Annotated in this window: 20 protein-coding genes and 1 pseudogene; 11 read left to right on the top strand and 10 right to left on the bottom strand. The window is 65.4% G+C overall.

The genetic code is table 11. The features are described from left to right. Nucleotides 1-39: 39 nt before the first annotated feature. The 5 genes from IVA81_RS25000 to IVA81_RS24980 all read right to left on the bottom strand — a co-directional run bounded on the left by IVA81_RS25000 (nucleotide 40) and on the right by IVA81_RS24980 (nucleotide 4,891). Nucleotides 40-645, bottom strand: coding sequence for a K(+)-transporting ATPase subunit C (locus tag IVA81_RS25000; RefSeq protein WP_247322875.1), 606 nt, complete (start codon nucleotides 643-645; stop codon nucleotides 40-42). 37 nt (nucleotides 646-682) lie between these two features. Continuing rightward, nucleotides 683-2,797 carry a potassium-transporting ATPase subunit KdpB gene (kdpB, locus tag IVA81_RS24995; protein ID WP_247322874.1) on the bottom strand — a complete coding sequence of 705 codons (2,115 nt, stop codon included), beginning with the start codon at nucleotides 2,795-2,797 and terminating at the stop codon, nucleotides 683-685. An 18-nt stretch (nucleotides 2,798-2,815) separates the two neighbouring features. Then, nucleotides 2,816-4,519 (bottom strand): potassium-transporting ATPase subunit KdpA, encoded by a 1,704-nt coding sequence (kdpA, locus tag IVA81_RS24990; protein WP_247322871.1) that lies wholly within the window; start codon nucleotides 4,517-4,519, stop codon nucleotides 2,816-2,818. Between the two features lie 112 nt (nucleotides 4,520-4,631). Continuing rightward, entirely contained in the window at nucleotides 4,632-4,721 is a 90-nt protein-coding gene (locus IVA81_RS24985; RefSeq protein ID WP_247322870.1) for a K(+)-transporting ATPase subunit F, read from the bottom strand. An 11-nt stretch (nucleotides 4,722-4,732) separates the two neighbouring features. Further along, nucleotides 4,733-4,891: a hypothetical protein gene (locus tag IVA81_RS24980; protein WP_247322868.1), complete on the bottom strand. Its 159-nt coding sequence runs from the start codon at nucleotides 4,889-4,891 to the stop codon at nucleotides 4,733-4,735. 482 nt (nucleotides 4,892-5,373) lie between these two features. Between IVA81_RS24980 and IVA81_RS24975 the strand changes: the two genes are divergently transcribed. From IVA81_RS24975 to dapA, 4 genes are all read left to right on the top strand, one after another. Further along, nucleotides 5,374-5,841 carry a hypothetical protein gene (locus IVA81_RS24975; RefSeq protein WP_247322866.1) on the top strand — a complete coding sequence of 156 codons (468 nt, stop codon included), beginning with the start codon at nucleotides 5,374-5,376 and terminating at the stop codon, nucleotides 5,839-5,841. 40 nt (nucleotides 5,842-5,881) lie between these two features. Further along, nucleotides 5,882-6,142 carry a hypothetical protein gene (locus IVA81_RS24970; protein ID WP_247322864.1) on the top strand — a complete coding sequence of 87 codons (261 nt, stop codon included), beginning with the start codon at nucleotides 5,882-5,884 and terminating at the stop codon, nucleotides 6,140-6,142. A 132-nt stretch (nucleotides 6,143-6,274) separates the two neighbouring features. After that, the gene (locus IVA81_RS24965; RefSeq protein WP_247322861.1) at nucleotides 6,275-6,529 is read left to right on the top strand and encodes a hypothetical protein; all 255 of its coding nucleotides are present in this window, start codon (nucleotides 6,275-6,277) and stop codon (nucleotides 6,527-6,529) included. Between the two features lie 14 nt (nucleotides 6,530-6,543). Continuing rightward, complete coding sequence (gene dapA, locus IVA81_RS24960; protein WP_247322860.1) at nucleotides 6,544-7,461, top strand: 4-hydroxy-tetrahydrodipicolinate synthase; 918 nt, start codon at nucleotides 6,544-6,546, stop codon at nucleotides 7,459-7,461. 73 nt (nucleotides 7,462-7,534) lie between these two features. Here dapA and IVA81_RS24955 read toward each other — a convergent pair whose 3' ends face one another. After that, the gene (locus tag IVA81_RS24955) at nucleotides 7,535-7,795 is read right to left on the bottom strand and encodes a hypothetical protein (RefSeq protein ID WP_247322858.1); all 261 of its coding nucleotides are present in this window, start codon (nucleotides 7,793-7,795) and stop codon (nucleotides 7,535-7,537) included. 407 nt (nucleotides 7,796-8,202) lie between these two features. Between IVA81_RS24955 and IVA81_RS24950 the strand changes: the two genes are divergently transcribed. Next, nucleotides 8,203-8,610, top strand: coding sequence for a hypothetical protein (locus IVA81_RS24950; RefSeq protein WP_247322857.1), 408 nt, complete (start codon nucleotides 8,203-8,205; stop codon nucleotides 8,608-8,610). A 98-nt stretch (nucleotides 8,611-8,708) separates the two neighbouring features. Beyond that, nucleotides 8,709-8,837 (top strand): hypothetical protein, encoded by a 129-nt coding sequence (locus IVA81_RS40505; RefSeq protein WP_256469375.1) that lies wholly within the window; start codon nucleotides 8,709-8,711, stop codon nucleotides 8,835-8,837. Here the strand turns inward: IVA81_RS40505 and IVA81_RS24945 are convergent. Then, nucleotides 8,834-9,415, bottom strand: a complete 582-nt coding sequence (locus IVA81_RS24945; RefSeq protein ID WP_247322856.1) for a TetR/AcrR family transcriptional regulator — start codon at nucleotides 9,413-9,415, stop codon at nucleotides 8,834-8,836. The two genes, IVA81_RS40505 and IVA81_RS24945, sit on opposite strands and share 4 nt — an antisense overlap. 84 nt (nucleotides 9,416-9,499) lie before the next feature. Here IVA81_RS24945 and IVA81_RS24940 point away from each other — a divergent pair, with 84 nt between their 5' ends. The 3 genes from IVA81_RS24940 to IVA81_RS24930 all read left to right on the top strand — a co-directional run bounded on the left by IVA81_RS24940 (nucleotide 9,500) and on the right by IVA81_RS24930 (nucleotide 12,553). Continuing rightward, nucleotides 9,500-10,240 (top strand): crotonase/enoyl-CoA hydratase family protein, encoded by a 741-nt coding sequence (locus IVA81_RS24940; RefSeq protein WP_247322855.1) that lies wholly within the window; start codon nucleotides 9,500-9,502, stop codon nucleotides 10,238-10,240. A gap of 69 nt (nucleotides 10,241-10,309) precedes the next feature. Then, the gene (gene upp / locus IVA81_RS24935) at nucleotides 10,310-10,945 is read left to right on the top strand and encodes a uracil phosphoribosyltransferase (protein WP_247322854.1); all 636 of its coding nucleotides are present in this window, start codon (nucleotides 10,310-10,312) and stop codon (nucleotides 10,943-10,945) included. Nucleotides 10,946-10,978: 33 nt separating this feature from the next. Further along, complete coding sequence (locus IVA81_RS24930) at nucleotides 10,979-12,553, top strand: AMP-binding protein (protein ID WP_247322853.1); 1,575 nt, start codon at nucleotides 10,979-10,981, stop codon at nucleotides 12,551-12,553. A gap of 33 nt (nucleotides 12,554-12,586) precedes the next feature. On the opposite strand, the gene IVA81_RS24925 is transcribed toward IVA81_RS24930, so the two are convergent. Next, a complete protein-coding gene (locus tag IVA81_RS24925) occupies nucleotides 12,587-13,753 on the bottom strand; it encodes an acyl-CoA dehydrogenase family protein (protein WP_247322852.1) in 1,167 nt (388 codons plus the stop codon). A gap of 231 nt (nucleotides 13,754-13,984) precedes the next feature. Here IVA81_RS24925 and IVA81_RS24920 point away from each other — a divergent pair. Both IVA81_RS24920 and IVA81_RS24915 read left to right on the top strand, forming a co-directional pair. Beyond that, nucleotides 13,985-14,071 (top strand): annotated as a pseudogene (locus tag IVA81_RS24920) (MaoC family dehydratase); the annotation flags it as partial. A gap of 26 nt (nucleotides 14,072-14,097) precedes the next feature. Beyond that, complete coding sequence (locus IVA81_RS24915) at nucleotides 14,098-14,949, top strand: CoA ester lyase (protein WP_247322851.1); 852 nt, start codon at nucleotides 14,098-14,100, stop codon at nucleotides 14,947-14,949. 64 nt (nucleotides 14,950-15,013) lie between these two features. Here IVA81_RS24915 and IVA81_RS24910 read toward each other — a convergent pair whose 3' ends face one another. Continuing rightward, on the bottom strand, nucleotides 15,014-15,391 hold the full coding sequence (locus IVA81_RS24910; protein WP_247322850.1) for a hypothetical protein: 378 nt from the start codon (nucleotides 15,389-15,391) through the stop codon (nucleotides 15,014-15,016). A gap of 155 nt (nucleotides 15,392-15,546) precedes the next feature. Beyond that, nucleotides 15,547-16,848: an MFS transporter gene (locus IVA81_RS24905; protein WP_247322849.1), complete on the bottom strand. Its 1,302-nt coding sequence runs from the start codon at nucleotides 16,846-16,848 to the stop codon at nucleotides 15,547-15,549. Nucleotides 16,849-17,008: the final 160 nt, after the last annotated feature.

Genomic DNA, 17,008 nt, shown 5'->3' with positions numbered 1-17,008 from the left:
TTCCCAATATAATCATCTGTGCACTGCGAGCCTAGACCGCTACTTCGCCGCCGCCCGATCGAGCGCGAGATTCAGTGCCAATACGTTAACCCGGGGTTCGCCGAGCAAGCCAAGCAGCCGGCCCTCGGTGTTCGCAGCAACGAGCTGCTTGAGCTGATCCTCCGGCAGATTCCGCGCCTTCGCCACCCGTGGCACCTGGAATTGCGCCGCTTCGGGCGAAATATTTGGATCGAGACCGCTGGCCGAGGTCGTCACGAGGTCGACCGGGACCGGCTGGTTCGGATTCTCAGCCCTGAGCTTGTCCACGTCCTCCTTCAGCCGGTCGGCCAGAGCCTTGCTGGTCGGGCCGAGATTGGAGCCGCCCGAGTTGGCGGCGTTGTAGGGCGCCGAAACCGTCTTGGTCGAATCATTCGGGTCCGGGGCCAGCGTCGCCGACAGGCGGCCGTGGAAGTACTTGTCATCCTTGAACTCCTGCCCGATCAGGGCTGAGCCGACGACCTTGCCGTCCTTCTCGATCAGACTGCCTTGTGCCTGAGCTGGGAAGATCGCGCCGGCAATGGCAGTCATCGCGAGCGGATAGGCCAAGCCCGTGATGGCGGTGAGGACCAGCAAAAGGACGATGGCGGGGCGGATTTCTCTGAGCATGTGTTTCTCCTATGGAGCGCGCTGCGCGGCGCGACGATCAAGCCAGGTGCAGGGCAACGACGACGAGATCGATCGCCTTGATAGCGACGAAGGGAATGACGATGCCGCCGAGGCCGTAGACCAAGAGGTTGCGCCGGAGCAGCGCGCCGGCACCGACGGCGCGATAGGCGACGCCTTTCAGCGCGAGTGGAATCAGGGCGATGATGACAAGCGCGTTGAAGATGATCGCCGATAGGATGGCGCTCTGCGGGCTCGACAGGTTCATGACGTTGAGCACGGTGAGCTGGGGGTAGAACGCCAAAAACATCGCCGGGATGATCGCAAAATACTTGGCGACGTCGTTGGCGATCGAGAACGTGGTCAGCGCGCCGCGCGTCATCAAGAGCTGCTTGCCGATCTCGACCACTTCGATCAGCTTGGTCGGGTTGGAATCGAGGTCGACCATGTTGCCGGCCTCGCGGGCGGCCTGGGTGCCGGTGTTCATGGCGACACCGACATCGGCCTGCGCCAGCGCCGGCGCGTCGTTGGTGCCGTCGCCGCACATCGCAACCAGCTTGCCCTTGGCCTGCTCATCGCGGATCAGCTTGAGCTTGTCCTCGGGGGTAGCCTGCGCCAGGAAGTCGTCGACGCCGGCTTCCGCCGCGATCGCGGCTGCGGTCATCGGATTGTCGCCAGTGATCATGATGGTGCGGATGCCCATGCGGCGGAGCTCGGCGAAGCGCTCGCGAATGCCGCCCTTGACGATGTCCTTGAGCTGGACGATCCCGAGCAACTTGCCATCCTTGGCGACCGCCAGCGGCGTGCCGCCGGACTTGGCGATCTCGTCGGCAATGATCTGGATCTCGCGGCCAATGTCCGAGAGCGCGGCGGGCTGGATGGCGCGAGCAGCGTTGCCTGAGGCTACCGCCAGCGGCGCGCCGCCGCCGACATAGTTCAGCATGGCGTCGACCGCCCCCTTGCGCACTGACGAGCCGCCGGCATCGACGCCGCTCATGCGGGTCTGCGCCGTGAACGGGATGAAGGTGGCCCCGAGCTCAGCCATGTCGCGGCCGCGGATGCCGTATTTCTCCTTGGCCAGCACGACGATGGAACGACCTTCCGGCGTCTCGTCGGCGAGCGAGGCGAGCTGGGCGGCATCCGCCAGCTCCTGCTCGGTGACGCCGCGCACCGGACGGAAGGCGGTGGCCTGCCGGTTGCCGAGCGTGATGGTGCCGGTCTTGTCGAGCAGCAGCGTGTCGACGTCGCCGGCGGCCTCGACCGCGCGGCCGGACATCGCCAGCACGTTGAAGCGCACCAGACGGTCCATGCCAGCGATGCCGATGGCGGACAACAGCGCACCAATCGTGGTCGGGATCAGCGTCACGAACAGCGCGACCAGCACGACCACCGAGATCGAGCCGCCGGCGTAGGCCGCATAGCTCGGGATGGTGACGGTGGCGAACACGAAGATGATGGTGAGGCCGGCAAGCAGGATGTTCAGCGCGATCTCGTTTGGCGTCTTCTGCCGCTCGGCGCCCTCGACCAGCTTGATCATGCGATCGATGAAGGTCGAGCCCTGGGCTGCCGTGATGCGAACGCGGATCCAGTCGGACAGCACCTGCGTGCCGCCGGTGACTGCAGAGCGGTCGCCGCCGGATTCGCGAATGACGGGCGCGGACTCGCCGGTGATGGCGGCTTCGTTGACCGAGGCGACGCCCTCGATCACCTCACCGTCCGAGGGGATCGTGTCGCCCGCCTCGACCAGCACGATGTCGCCGACCTTCAGGCTCGTGCCTGGCACGAGCTTGAAGGCCGCGCCGCCACCGGTCAGGAGCTTGGCCTGGCTCTCGGTACGGGTCTTGCGCAACGTCTCGGCTTGCGCCTTGCCGCGGCCTTCGGCCACCGCTTCGGCGAAATTGGCGAACAGCACCGTGAACCAGAGCCAGACGATGATCTGGAAGGTGAAACCGAGACCAGCGCCGCCGGTGACAAGGTCGCGCAGGAAGATCACGGTGGTCAGCGCAGCGACGATCTCGACCACGAACATCACGGGGTTCTTCACCATCAGCCGCGGATCGAGCTTGGCGAAGGAGGCGCGGATCGCGGGCATCACGATCTTGGGATCGAGCATTGCCGACATCGGCGCACGCTTTTGTAGTTTGGTCGTATCCATGGAGGTCACTCCAGACAATCAGAACAGGTTGCCGGCGTTCATCGCCAGATGCTCGACGATCGGACCGAGCGCGAGCGCCGGGAAGAAGGTCAGGCCGCCCATGATCAGGATGACGCCGACGACGAGGCCGACGAACAGACCCCCCGTGGTCGGGAACGTGCCCATGGACGGCGGGATCGATTTCTTCTCCGCGAGCGATCCCGCGATCGCCATCGCCGGGACGATCATGAAGAAGCGGCCGACGAACATCGCGCTGGCCAGCGTGAGGTTGTAGAAGAAGGTGTTGCCGGTGAGGCCCGCGAAGGCGGAGCCGTTGTTGCCCGTCGCCGAGGTGAAGGCGTAGAGCACTTCGGTGAATCCGTGCGGTCCGGCGTTCGCCATGGAGGCCACGGCCGCCGGGTAGACCACGCCGACCGCGGTCCAGCCCAAAATCATCAGCGGCAGCACCAGGATGGCCAGCATCGCCATCTTGACCTCGCGCGCCTCGATCTTCTTGCCGACATATTCCGGCGTGCGCCCGACCATGAGGCCTGCAACGAAAATCGCGAGGATGACGAACAGCAGCATACCGTACATGCCGGCGCCGACGCCGCCGACAATGATTTCGCCGAGCTCGATGTTGATCAGCGGGATCATGCCGCCGAGCGCGGTGAAGCTGTCATGCATGGCGTTGACGGCGCCGCACGAGGCAGCGGTGGTGACGACGGCGAACAGCGAGGACGCAACGATTCCGAAGCGGACCTCCTTGCCTTCCATGTTGCCGCCGGTCAGGCCCAACGCGTGGAGCGTCGAGGTGCCGCCGGCCTCCGCCCAATAGGTGACGGCGACGCCGGCGATGAACAGTACCCCCATCACGGACAAGATTGCCCAGCCCTGGCGCTGATTGCCGACCATGCGGCCGAATACGTTGGTCATGGCCGCGCCGATCAGGAAGATCGACAGCATCTGCACGAAATTCGACAGCGCGGTCGGGTTCTCGAAGGGATGCGCGGCGTTGGCGTTGAAGAAGCCGCCGCCATTGGTGCCGAGCATCTTGATCGCGACCTGGGATGCGACGGGGCCGACCGCGATGGTCTGCTTGGCGCCTTCGAGCGTGGTCGCCTCGACATAATCGCCGAGCGTCTGCGGCATGCCCTGCCAGACCAGGAACAGCGTGTAGACCACACAGATCGGCAGCAGCACGTAGAGCGTGCAGCGGGTGACGTCGACCCAGAAATTGCCGACGGTGCGCATCGATGCACGCGAGAAGCCGCGGATCAGGGCCATTGCGAGTGCGATGCCGGTTGCGGCCGACAGGAAGTTCTGGTGCGTCAGGCCGACCATCTGGGTCAGATAGGACAGCGTGCTTTCGCCACCGTAATTCTGCCAGTTGGTGTTGGTGATGAACGACATTGCCGTGTTGAAGGATAGATCTTCCGCAACCGCGCCCTGCCCGGCTGGATTGAACGGCAGTACGGCCTGGAGCCGCATCACGCCGTAGATGACGAGGAAGCCGCCGACATGGAACAGCAGCATGGCGACCGTGTAGGTCAGCCAATGCTGCTCGCGCTTCTCGTCGACGCCGGAAACCCAGTAGACGCCGGCCTCGATCGGCCGCAGCACCGGCGACAGGAATGTCCGCTCGCCGCCAAACACCCGCGTCATGTACCAGCCGAGCGGCTTTGTGAGTGCGACGATGATGACGCAGAACAGAATGATCTGGAGCCAACCGACCATAGTCATGGAATCAACCCTTCAAGCTTGGGGCCCGGCGCATGAGCGGCAGGAGCACCGTCAGCAGGCCGGCGACGAGCACGGCGTCCGCCAGCAGCAATTCGAGAAGCAGCAGCACCGGTCAGAACCGCTCGGGCCGCAGCAGCGCGTAGGTGAGATAGGCCAGCAGGCCGAACGAGACGGCGCCGGCGAGCACGTAATCGAAGATCATGATCCGCTCCCTCAAAGCCGTTCGCAGGCGTAGGTGTAACCGATCGCGAGGGCAAAGAAGCCGAAGCCCAGCGCCAGCATCAGAATGTCCATCATCGGATTGCTCCTCGTTGCGTCCCCAAAGTCCGGCGCAACTTTCTCTCGGTGACCCGGCGGGCTCGCGAGGGACATGGAACGCATGTCCACGGATGACAGCAGGGACTATTGACCGTGCTGAAATGCCAGCGCGCGCATAGGTTTTCGAGATGAGGGCTATGGCGATGTTATAGGAATCTCATAAAGGCCGGGCGGGCGATGCTCGCCCGCCGTCGTCCCCGCACCTGAACATTCAGCCGAGGTCGTCATGCCCGGGCTTGTCCCGGGCATCCACGTTCTTTGTGCTGGGGGCAAGGCGTGGATGGCCGGGACAAGCCCGGCCATGACGCGGTGGTGACTGTCGGTGTCCCCTAGCCCACATCTCATATGCGACTGCCCTGACCTTGGCGGGTACGACATTTGAGAGTTGGGTAACAGATTGTGCCTCTCGCCAGTCCGCCTCACACTTATGAAATCCCTATATCTCTCGCCCGATCCCCATCTCGTTTTCAAATGCCTTTGAGGCCCATCCTGGCAGTGCCGGCCGACTGACCGACGCCATTTCCAGGAGGCCTGACATGACCGCCACTCTCCGACGCCTTGATCCGCCTTCCCTCAGCCAGCAGCTCCGCGCGGCACCGGCGATGACGCGTCCGTTGATGTCAGACATCATCGACAAGACCTGCCGGCGCCTTCGTTCGCTCGGCCAAAGCGATCGTACGGCGCGCGCCATCTGCCTGATCGACGCTGAAGCCTGGACCGACGCCGCCCTGGCGCTGATGGCGCTTGAGCTGCCGATGTGGCAGGTCCGGCGCATCGCCTATGACGACGGCGAGTGGCATTGTGCGCTGTCGCGCGAGCGCGAGCTACCGGACTGGCTGGACGCCGCGGTCGAGGCGCGCCACGCCGACCTCGCGCTGGCCTTGCTGTCGGCCTTCGTCGAGGTTCGAACGCTCACCGCGGAAACGTCGCGGCCGAGCGTTCCTTCCGTCCGTCCTGCGCTAGATCTACTTTGCGAACCGGTCGCCTGCGACAATTTCGGCTAGAGCCGCGCGACGGATCGACACCATGCCGCAAGCTCCGGACATGCCGCGCACGCTGGGCCCGTCGCGCGTGATCGCGCGCTTCGCTGTTCGCCTCGCACTGCTCATTGGCTTTGCCGCATTCGGCAGCGTCGGCTTTAGCCGGAGCCTCGCTGTCTTGCTTTGGATGTCGGTCATCCTATGCGCGCTGGCCGGCGTGATCAGGCGGGAGCCGGCCTTCAAAGCCGCGCTGAATCATTGGGACGAAGCAGTCGCCTTCGGCGCACTGTTCGCGCTGGCCCATATTGCCAATGAACTGGCGTGAGCGTCCGGCTTTATGATCTTCCTATGAAATCGCCGCGCACCCGCCCTCGAAATCATATCCCCGACTGAGGATATTGAGCACGCCGGCAAGGACGCCCGTCCGAGGCCAGCGTCGTTCAGAAGGATTGAACCCGTGAAACTCGTCGAACCTCCCTTGTGCAGCTTGCCTTCGACTATCGTCTTCATCGGCAGGAATCGCCGGGGACAATGGATCGCTCAGGAACAGCACGGCCTCTATGGCGGCCTGTTCGTGAGCCGCGCTCATGCGATCAAATATGCGCTGTTCGAGAACGGGCAGCACCCCGAGACCATCGTCGAGCTGCCGCGCGAGATCGAGCTCGACATGGGCAAGAGCCCCAACACCATCATCGCGCAGCGCGCCGCCTGAGCCGGGCGAGAATCATGCTCATCCCTCCCGCTGCCTGGTTCACCGGGTTCATTCCGGACCTGCCGACCCCGTTCGACGCAGCAGATGCGATCGACCTCAAGGCGTTCGCTGCACTGTGCGAGCGGCAGGTCGCGGCCGGCGCTCCCGCCATCGTGGTCTGCGAGACGGCCGGGGAAGCGCCGACGCTCTCGCCGGCCGAGCAGGAGCTCGTCATTCGCACCGCGGTCGACGTCGCCCGCGGCCGCGTGCGGGTGATCGCAGGCGCGCTCTCGAACGCAACCAGCCATGCCACCGAACTGGCGCGGCGTGCCGAAGCGGCCGGCGCCGATGCCGTCATGTCGGTGGTGCCCGCCTACAACAAGCCGATGCAGGAGGGGATGCTCGCGCATTTCCGCGCTATTGCCGGCGCGATCGGACTGCCCGTGATCCTGCATGACGTGCCCTCCCGCACGCTGCGCCCGCTCGCCGACGAGACGCTTCTGCGTCTGGTCGAGTCCCGCCAGTTCGTCGGCCTGCGCGACGGGAGTGGCGACATCACCCGTCCTATGCGGCTGTCCCGCAATCTGCCGGCAGGCTTTCGCCTTTTCTCCGGCGACGACACCACCGCGTTCGGTTTCATCGCGGACGGCGGCGATGGCGCGATCTCAGAGGTCGCCAACATCGCCCTGGATCTCTGCCGCACGATCTTCTCACATCTCAGGCAGGGCCGGCTGCAATCCGCCCGTTATCTGCACAAGCGACTGATCCCGCTCGTCGCCTCCCTTTCCAAGGAGAGTCCGGCGGCGCTCAAATACGCACTCGACGTCCTTGGCCTGATGTCAGCCGCCACCCGGCTGCCGATCGTGCCGCTGGACCCAGCCGCGCAGAGAGGCGTGGTGCGCGCGCTCGCTGCGATCGCCGACGAAGAATTGATCGACAACGTCGGAGCCTGACGCGGCGAGTCCGTCCAAAAATGGCATGCTTAATGTGGTCGATGGATCTCACAGGCTGCTCCACGCCTGGAAGCTAGCGCTGCTGCGCTTTGCCGTGACGCGGGATGAGTCCGACAGGCTCAACGTGGCAGCACTCGCGGCGGAACTCGATCGGCTCGGTCGGCGGCATGCCGCCGACGAGACGTTCCACTTCTTCCGTCGAACCGGCTCCCAGCTCTGCGCGGCCGTTGGCGGGCAGCCACAGAACGCGGCGGACACCCTGAACCGATTCTGCAATCAGATCGAGGAACCACGGCTGCGCCTCGCCTTTGCCGCAGCGGTCGGGATCGCTCATTCGGATCCGGCACTGTCTCACGCCGCCCGACCGCAGCGGAACCCCGATCTCTTCCGAGGGCTGCCGCCGCGAGGATCGGCGTCTTTATGACATTCCTATGCGCATGCGCCGGCGCTCATCTCGCAATCCTACACAACCATCGACATCCTAAGCGGCAGACTGGAGCGGCGACCTTGCCGCACCAAGACGAGGACTTCCGCAATGTCGATCCTGACACATGACTTTGACGGGCCTTTCGAGGCCGAACGCACGGCGCGCATCTCCGAAGCGCGCAAGGCCTAGCTCAAGCGCATCGCGCTCCAAGCGGTTGCCCTGCTCTCGATGGGCAGCGTGCTCACCGCGCTGATCGCGCTGAGAACCGCAATCCATGTCTGGCATCTCCCTGCTTGACCGGCGCGGGAGACGTCATGACGTTGCAGATGTGTGAGGAGGCCGCCATGGCCGCGATCGCCCTTCAAGCCGCGCGCCGTCTGCCGGAGGCGCGAGCGACGGCGGCTGAAATCGGCGCGACGTCGGCACTCAAGCCACTCGACCCTGATGTCGTCAGCGCCGCCATTCCCGCTTTTTTCATCGGACGTAACCGAGCCGGACTCTGGGTCGCCCGCGAGGCGAAGGGGCGCGCCGGCGGTCTCTTCCTGTTCAAGAGCTCCGCGATCGATTTCGCCAAACGCCGGAGCGCGCCGGAACGATGCGCACTGGTATTTCCCGCCGAGACCCTCGAGCTCGACATCGAGAATCACGGCAACCCGCTGGTCGCGCTGGCAGCACGATGGCTGGAAGTGGCGAAGCGACATCTGGCCCGCATTACGAGGTAACGACATGATCGAGCTCAAGATCGCCATCCTGGTCGCATTGATGGGCGCATTGCTGCTCGGCATGCGCTTCACCGCGAACCCGGCGTCGGACGGTTAGCATGCCGCTTCTCAAAGGAAATCTGGAGCAGGCGGTCACCGTGACCATCCTGACCATGACGCTGAGCCTGATCTGGGGCGCGATCCTGACGCTCGTGATTACGCTTGTCGCGCGCGGGCTCGGCGTCTAGCTCCTCGCTTCCCTCTCGATCAGCCGGGCCAATTCCGCCGCTGTCACCTCGATCGGCCGGCCGCTGCGCTCGACGCGGGCCTGGATCAGCGCGCCCTGAAGCGCCGACGTGCAGAGCACGGCAAGCGCTTCGGCGCGAGATCTGACGAAGCCGTCCGCGAGCAGCTTGTCTCGGAGGATGGATAATCGCGCCGCATAAGCTTTGCGGCCGGCATCGGACACGGCACGCTCGCGCGGCGCAAGCTCCAGCAGCACGGTCGTGATCGGGCAGCCGTTGCGAAAGCCGGAGCCCTGCATCCAGCCCGCCAACAACCTTGCGTGCGCGCGCAAGAGGTCGCCGGTCGAGCCGCAGTCTTCCGCGAGCTTGGCGACCGTCGCCGCCACGCGGCGGCCCGCCTCCTCCACTGCCGCCACCGCGATCGAGGATTTTCCATCCGGAAAGTAATGGTAGAGCGACCCTTTTGGCGCACCGCTGACGTCGACGATGTCGTTCAGCCCGGTCCGGGCAAAGCCCTGGCGGCGGAACAGCGTCACCGCGGCATTGATGATGGGCTGGCGGTGTTTTGGCACGGCCGGCATGGCGCTCTCCCCGTCGATGAAACTATATTGATTGGTCTACATCAGCCTCCGACAGTCAAGCCTGGTCAATGACAGGAGAGGCAAATGCCAGCGGGAGTGACCTTTGAGGCGAACGACGGCGTCGCGCGGATCGGGCTCGACGACGGCAAGGTCAATGTGATGTCGACCGCGATGCTGGCGGAGATCGGCGCCGCCTTCGACCGGGCCGAGAAGGAAGCCGAGATCGTGGTGCTGCGCTCGGCACGGCCCGGCATCTTCTCTGCCGGCTTCGATTTGAAGGTGTTCGCCTCGGGCGATGCCGCCATTAGCCTCGAGATGGTCCGCGCCGGCGCGGAGCTTGCGCTGCGGCTGATGTCGTTTCCGCATCCGACGGTCGGCGTGATGGAAGGCCACGCCTTTCCGATGGGAACGTTCCTGCTGCTCGCCTGCGACGTCAGGTTGGGCGCGCGCGGGCCGCATCGCATGGGGCTGAACGAGGTCGCGATCGGCATCGCGCCGCCGAGCTTTGCCATCGAGCTTGCACGCAGCCGGCTGCATCCGGCCTGGCTCAGCCGCACCGCCACGCTCGGTGAAATGTACGAGCCCGAGGAGGCGCTGGTCGCCGGGTTCCTGGATCGTGTGATTGCGCCGGATGCCGTCGACGGCACCCTTGCGGAGACGATCGCCGCGCTGCGCGCCATCCACAGGCCGTCGCATGCGACTGCCAAGAAGCGTCTGCGGCAGCCCGCGATGGACGCGATGCGCACAGCGATCGACCGCGAGTTGACCATGGCTGCCTATGCGGCGAGCAACCGGGCCCGCAGCGCGGTGGCAATGCCCGGTTGAGGCCAGCCGTCGGGCGGAAAAGGCCCGGCCGATCTGGCGCAATTAGAGGGAACCGTGTAGATCGGTTTCATGAGCACTGGCAATGTCAACGTCGTCGCCCACCCCCTGGTCCAGCACAAGCTCTCCCTGATGCGGGAGAAGGATCGCTCGACCAAGAGCTTTCGCGAAATCCTGAACGAGATCGGGATGCTGCTCGGCTACGAGGTGACGCGCGACCTGCCGCTGGAGCTGGTCGAGATCGAGACGCCGATCGCGCCGATGCAGGCGCCCAAGATCGCCGGCAAGAAGCTCACGCTGGCGCCGATCCTGCGCGCCGGCGTCGGCTTCCTCGACGGCATGCTGGCGCTGATGCCCTCGGCGCGCATCGCCCATATCGGGCTCTACCGCGACCCCGAGACGTTGCAGGCCGTGGAATATTACTTCAAGGCGCCGCAGGACCTGTCCGACCGCACCGTGATCCTGATGGACCCGATGCTGGCGACCGGCAACTCGGCCTGCGCCGGCGCCTCCCTGCTCAAGGCCCGCGGCGCCCGCGACATCCGCTTCGTCTGCCTTCTGGCCGCGCCCGAGGGCATCGCGCAGTTCCAGAGAGAGCATCCTGACGTGCCGATCTGGACCGCCGCAATCGACGAGCGGCTCAACGACCATGGCTACATCGTGCCGGGCCTGGGCGATGCCGGCGACCGGATGTTCGGCACCAAGTAGACAGGTTTGCGCGATCAGGTTACTCCGGTTGCCATGAGTGCCAACGCGTTTTCGCTGCAATCGCTGATCCGGGCCGAAGCCGCCGCCCATCCCGCCTTCGTATTCGACGGCACGCCGGTCTCGCGCGCGGAGTTTTCGAACAAGGTCGAGCAGACCGCCGCCTGGCTCGCCGCACATGGCATCGGCAAGGGCGACGTCGTCGCGGTCTGGCTGATCAACCGGATCGAATGGGTCGCGCTGCTGTTCGCCGCCGCCCGCCTTGGCGCCGTCGTCGCTGCCGTCAATACGCGCTATCGCCATGGGGAAGTCGCGCATCTGCTTCGCGTGTCCGGCGCAAAGCTGATGGTGGTCGAAGCCGCCTTCCGGTCGATTGATTTTGCCGCGATCCTCGCCGACCTCACCAAGGACGAAGTACCCGCGTTGCAACGGCTCGCCGTGATCGGGGCTGATGCGATCCCGGCGCACTGGTCCTGCGTGCGCTTCGACGTCTTCGACAAGACCTATCCCCCCGCCCCGCCGACTCAGGACGACATCGACCTGCCGGTCCTGCTTTACACCACATCGGGCACCACCAAGGGGCCGAAGCTCGTCGCGCATTCGCAGCGCACGCTGGCCACGCACGCCACCTCGGTCGCCAACGCGCTCCAGCTTCATCCGCAGCGTCACTCGCTGCTGGCCATGCTGCCGTTGTGCGGCACTTTTGGCATGACAAGCCTGCTCGGCTTCGTCGCGGCGGGCGCGACCGTCCACGTGCTTGACGCCTTCGAGGCGACAGCGGCGCTGTACGTCTTGAGCGAGCACGGGATCACGCACGCCTTCGGCTCCGACGAGATGTTCCGCCGCATCCTCGCCCTCACCGAGGCGCCACGCCCATTCAAGCATCTGGAAGTCTGCGGCTTCGCTGCGTTCCAGCCCGGCTGGCGCGAGCTTGCCGCGGAGGCCGAGGCGCGCGGCCTGCCGCTGTACGGCCTCTACGGGTCGAGCGAAGTCCAGGCGCTGTTCTCGATTGGCCGTGCCGGAGATGCCTTCGCCGATCGCATCGAAGGCGGCGGCTGGCCGATGTCAGCCGACGCAAAAGTGCGCGTGCGCGACAGCGAGACCGGCGAGCTTGTGTCGTTCGGCGTTTCCGGCGAGATCGAGATCAGCGCGCCGTCTTGCTTCCTCGGCTATTTCAACAATCCGGAGGCGACGCGCGAAGCGATCACGGCCGACGGGTTCTTCCGCACCGGCGACATCGGCCGGCTGCGCGGCGACGGTGCCTTCGTCTACGAGACCCGCGCGGGCGATGCGATGCGGCTCGGCGGTTTCCTCGTCGCGCCCGGCGAGATCGAGGACGAGCTCAAAGCATGTCCCGGCGTGGTCGACGCTCAGGTGGTCGCCGTCGATCTGAAGGGCCAGGCGCGCTGCGTCGCGTTCGTGATCCCGGCACAGGAGCGGCTGATGCCGGAGACGCTGATCGCGCACCTGCGTGACCGGCTCGCCGGCTACAAGGTACCGGCGCGAGTCTATGTCGTTGATGCCTTCCCCGTCACCGACAGCGCCAACGGCGTCAAGATCCAGCGTGCCCGGCTTCGCGCCATCGCGATGGAGCACATCGCCTCCGAATAGCCGGGCCTATTTGGTTCACGCCGCAAAAGTCGTTCAGTAAGACTTAGCGAGCCCTAGCACCTTCTCCGCGATGAAGCTGAGCGCGAGCTGCGGGCTGACCGGCGCGATGCGCGGGATCAGGACTTCGCGCAAATATCGCTCGACGTGGAATTCCTTGGCGTAACCGAAGCCGCCATGGGTCATCACCGCCTGCTCGCAAGCCGAGAAGCCCGCCTCGCCCGCGAGATATTTCGCGGCATTGGCCGCCGCGCCGCAGGGCATGCCCTTGTCGTATTGCCAGGCCGCCGACATCACCATCAGCCACGCAGCCTCGAGCTCGACCCAGTTCACGGCGAGCGGATGCTGGATGCCCTGGTTTTTGCCGATCGGACGGTTGAACACCACGCGCGTCTTGGCATATTCGGTGGCTCGCGCCAGCGCGAGCTTGCCGAGGCCGACCGCCTCCGCCGCGATCAGGATACGCTCCGGGTTCATGCCTTCGAGAATGTACTGGAAGCCCTTGCCTTCCTCGCCGATCCGGTCCTCCATCGGAATTTCAAAGTCCTCGAAGAACAGCTCGTTGGAATCGACGATCTTGCGGCCCATCTTCTCGATCTCGTGGACCTTGATCCGGTTGCGGTCGAAATCGGTGTAGAACAGGCTGAGGCCGTGGGTCGGCGAGCGCACTTCCTCCAGCGGCGTGGTGCGCGCCAGCAGCAGGATCTTGTGCGCGACCTGCGCGGTCGAGATCCACACCTTCTGGCCGTTGACGATGTAGCGGTCGTTCTTGGCGACCGCGCGGGTCTTCAGTTGCGTGGTGTTGAGGCCGGTGTTGGGCTCGGTGACGGCGAAGCAGGCCTTCTCGCGGCCCTCGACCATTGGCGGCAGCATGCGCTTGCGCTGCTCTTCGGTGCCGAACACGACGACGGGATTGAGGCCGAACACGTTGATGTGCACCGCGGACGCCCCGGACATGCCGGCGCCGGACTCCGCGATGGTGCGCATCATGATCGCAGCTTCCGTGATGCCGAGCCCCGAGCCGCCATAGGCTTCCGGCACGCAGATGCCGAGCCAGCCGGCGTCGGCTAAGGCCTTGTGGAAGTCGTGCGGGAAGCCGCCGTCGTGGTCCTTCTTCAGCCAGTAGGCGTCGGGAAAGCCTTCGCAGATCTTGGCGATGGCGTCGCGAATGGCCTCCTGCTGATCGGTGAGCGCGAAATCCATATTCTTGATCTCCCTGTCGGGAGCCGCGACCGCGCCATCTCGCTCCTCTTCGCGTTTCCCACGCAAAGGCCGTGGCCGATTGCTGCGCCCGGACGTGCTTCCGCTTGCGTTCTTTAACTTGAAAAGCTTGGTACAGATACGTGAATTTGTCGATCGAGTGTGTGTACCATGCATAGGGTCATGCGGCGTGACGCCAAGAGCGCGCCGTTATTTCGCAGAGAGGAAACCGCGATGGCCGGACTTTACTTCGAGGACTTTTCGGTGGGCCAGGAGTTCAGGCATCCGCTGACCCGGACCGTCACCGAGATGGACAACACGGCGATGATGCACAAGAGGCCGGTCTGATGCGTTCGATGTTGTTCGTGCCGGGCGATTCCCCGCGCAAATTCGAGAAGGCAAGCGAAGGCAAGGCCGACGCGCTGATCATCGATCTCGAGGATTCCGTCGTCACCGAGAAGAAGCCGGAGGCGCGCGGGCTGACGCTTCAGATGCTGAAGGGCTCTCGCGGCCCGCATCAGCTCTATGTCCGGGTCAACGCGCTCGATACCGGCATGACGCTGGCCGACCTCGCCGCGGTGATGCCCGGCAGGCCCGACGGCATCGTACTGCCGAAATCGCAGGGCGGCGATGACGTACGGCAGATCCCGACCTGGCTCGAAGCGCTGGAAGCTGCGGCCGGCATCGCAGTCGGCGCGACGCGCATCGTCTGCGTCGCGACGGAAACCGCCGGCTCGATCTTCGGCCTCGGCAGCTACAAGGGATGTTCCCCCCGCCTCGCCGGCCTGATGTGGGGCGCCGAAGATCTCTCGGCCTCGCTCGGCGCTACTGAAAAGGCGTCCGGCGGCGTGTTCCACAGCCCCTATCGCCTCGCGCGCGATCTCTGCCTGATGGCGGCGGCCGCGGCCGAGGTCGCGCCGATCGATACGGTCTACACCGACATCGACAACCTCGCTGGCCTCGAGCAGGAGACGCGCGCCGCGCGCCGCGACGGCTTTTCCGCCAAGGCGCTGATCCATCCCAAGCATGTCGACATCGTCAACGCGGCGTTCGAGCCGACGGACGCCGAACGGATCTGGGCGGAGAAGGTGATCGCTGCGTTCGCGAGCAATCCCAATTCCGGCACGCTACGGCTCGACGGCCAGATGATCGACAAGCCGCATCTTCGCGCCGCGAAGAAGATCCTCGGCGAATCCTAGAGCGGGGCGCAAGCCTCGCCAGTCGATCGACTGCGTCCGACGACTCCGGAGTGGAACTCCCGCCTCAGTCAAATCCCTGAACGGGCGGTGCCGAGGGTTGTGCCGGCACGGCAGGCGCGGCCTGAACCGGCGGGGCCTGATTGCCGGCAGCTCTCATCTGGCCGTTGGCGTTCATCGCCTCGCGCGTGCGCGATGGGCCGCCGGCCGCGCGGCGTGGCGGCTGCCGGTGTCTTGCCGACTGCGAACCTCTCATGCCCCAGGAGCGAGCGATCGAAGGTCCGGCCGTGTAGCCGATCAAGGCTCCGGCGACCGCACCGACCGGGCCCAGCACAACCGCGCCGGAAACCGCGCCGAGCGCAGCATCGCCAGCGCGCTCCTGCGCAACCGCGCTCACGGGCACACAGGCCAGCATTGCGACGGCAGTGATCAGTGCTTTGGTCATCGGAGCGCCTCCCTCACGGGAAATCACTCCTGCTCAAATATGGCCGCAGGAGGTTCGCTTGCCGGCCAACAAAAGGCAATCGGTCGGCGGAACCCAGCCGTTGGCCGACATGGTCCTCCCTGCTCCCCGTGCTACGGCGCGCGAGACGATCGACGTCAGGATTTCAGCGCGTCGCGCGCCGTCTCCGGCGCCATCAGCGTCGCAATGATCGTGATGATCGAGAGCGCGATGATGTAGACCGACACGGCCCAGTACGAACCGGCCCATGCAAGCAGCGCGGCGGCGATCAGCGGCGAGAAGCCGCCGCTCAGCGCTGCCGCGACATTGGCGCCGAGCGAGGCTCCGCTGTAGCGCACCTGGGTGCGGAACAGCTCGGGCATGAAGGCCGCCTTCGGTCCGAACAGCAGGGCATGCGTCAGCGTCATCGTGACGACGAGCGCCAGCGTGATCAGCGCCGGCTCCCTGGTGTCGAGGAACCAGAACAGCGGAAACGCCAGTGCCACCGAGAACACGCCGCCGGCAAGATAGAGCGCCTTGCGGCCGAAGATGTCGGAGAGCCAGCCGGCGAGCGGCAGTGTCGCGAATTCGACGATCGCGGCATAGACCACGGCATTCAGGATGACCTGACGCGGCAGACCGAGTTTTGTCGTGGCGTAAACCACCGTGAAGACGGTGAGGAGATAAGCGAGCCCGACCTCCGACACCGTGATGCCGATCGCCAGCAGAAAACTGCGCCAGTCGCGGCGCAGCACTTCCAGCACCGGCTGCGCCAGCACCTCCTTGCGCTCGACCACCTCCTTGAAGTGCGGTGTCTCCGCAAGCTTGAGCCGCACGATGAAGCCGACGCCGACGAGCAGGATGCTGATCAGGAACGGCACGCGCCAGCCCCAACTCAGGAAATCGGCTTCGGGCAGCCTGGTCATCAGGCCGAAAATGCCGGTGGAGGCGGCAACGCCGACGGGAAAGCCGATCTGCACCAGGCTGCCGTAGAAGCCGCGGCGATCGCCGGCATGCTCGATCACCATGACGACCGCACCGCTCCATTCGCCCCCGAGCCCGATGCCCTGGACGAAGCGCAGCATGACGAGCAGGATCGGGGCCCAGACGCCGATCTGGCTGTAGGTCGGCAGGCAGCCGATCAGGAAGGTGCCGAGCCCCATCGCGATCATGGTCGCGACCAGCATGGTCTTGCGGCCGAGCCGGTCACCGTAATGCCCGATGATGGCGCCGCCGATCGGCCGCGCCACGAAACCGACCGCGTAGGTGGAGAACGCCGCCAGCGTGCCGACGAATGGATCGAAGCTCGGAAAGAACAGCTTGTTGAAGACCAGCGCCGCCGCCGTGCCGTAGATCAGGAAATCGTACCACTCGATCGCGGTGCCGAGCGTGCTCGCCCACACCACATGCGCCGTCGTCGATTTCTCCGCCCCGGCGGAGATCCCCGTTGCTGCCGTCATGCCCTGCCCCAAGATTCCTGAGGGCATCATGGCTAATCGCGATGACGGTTGCAACCTGCGGGCGTGCTGGCTCTCACACGCTGCGGGATGCTCGCGCACGACTGCCTCCACCGTCATTGCGAGGAGCTCTTGCGACGAAGCAATCCAGACTGTCTCCGCG

Source organism: Bradyrhizobium sp. 141, assembly GCF_023074055.1.
Taxonomy (GTDB): domain Bacteria; phylum Pseudomonadota; class Alphaproteobacteria; order Rhizobiales; family Xanthobacteraceae; genus Bradyrhizobium.
The sequence above is the reverse complement of the archived record's forward strand: the minus strand, read 5'-3'. Positions and strand labels throughout refer to the sequence as shown.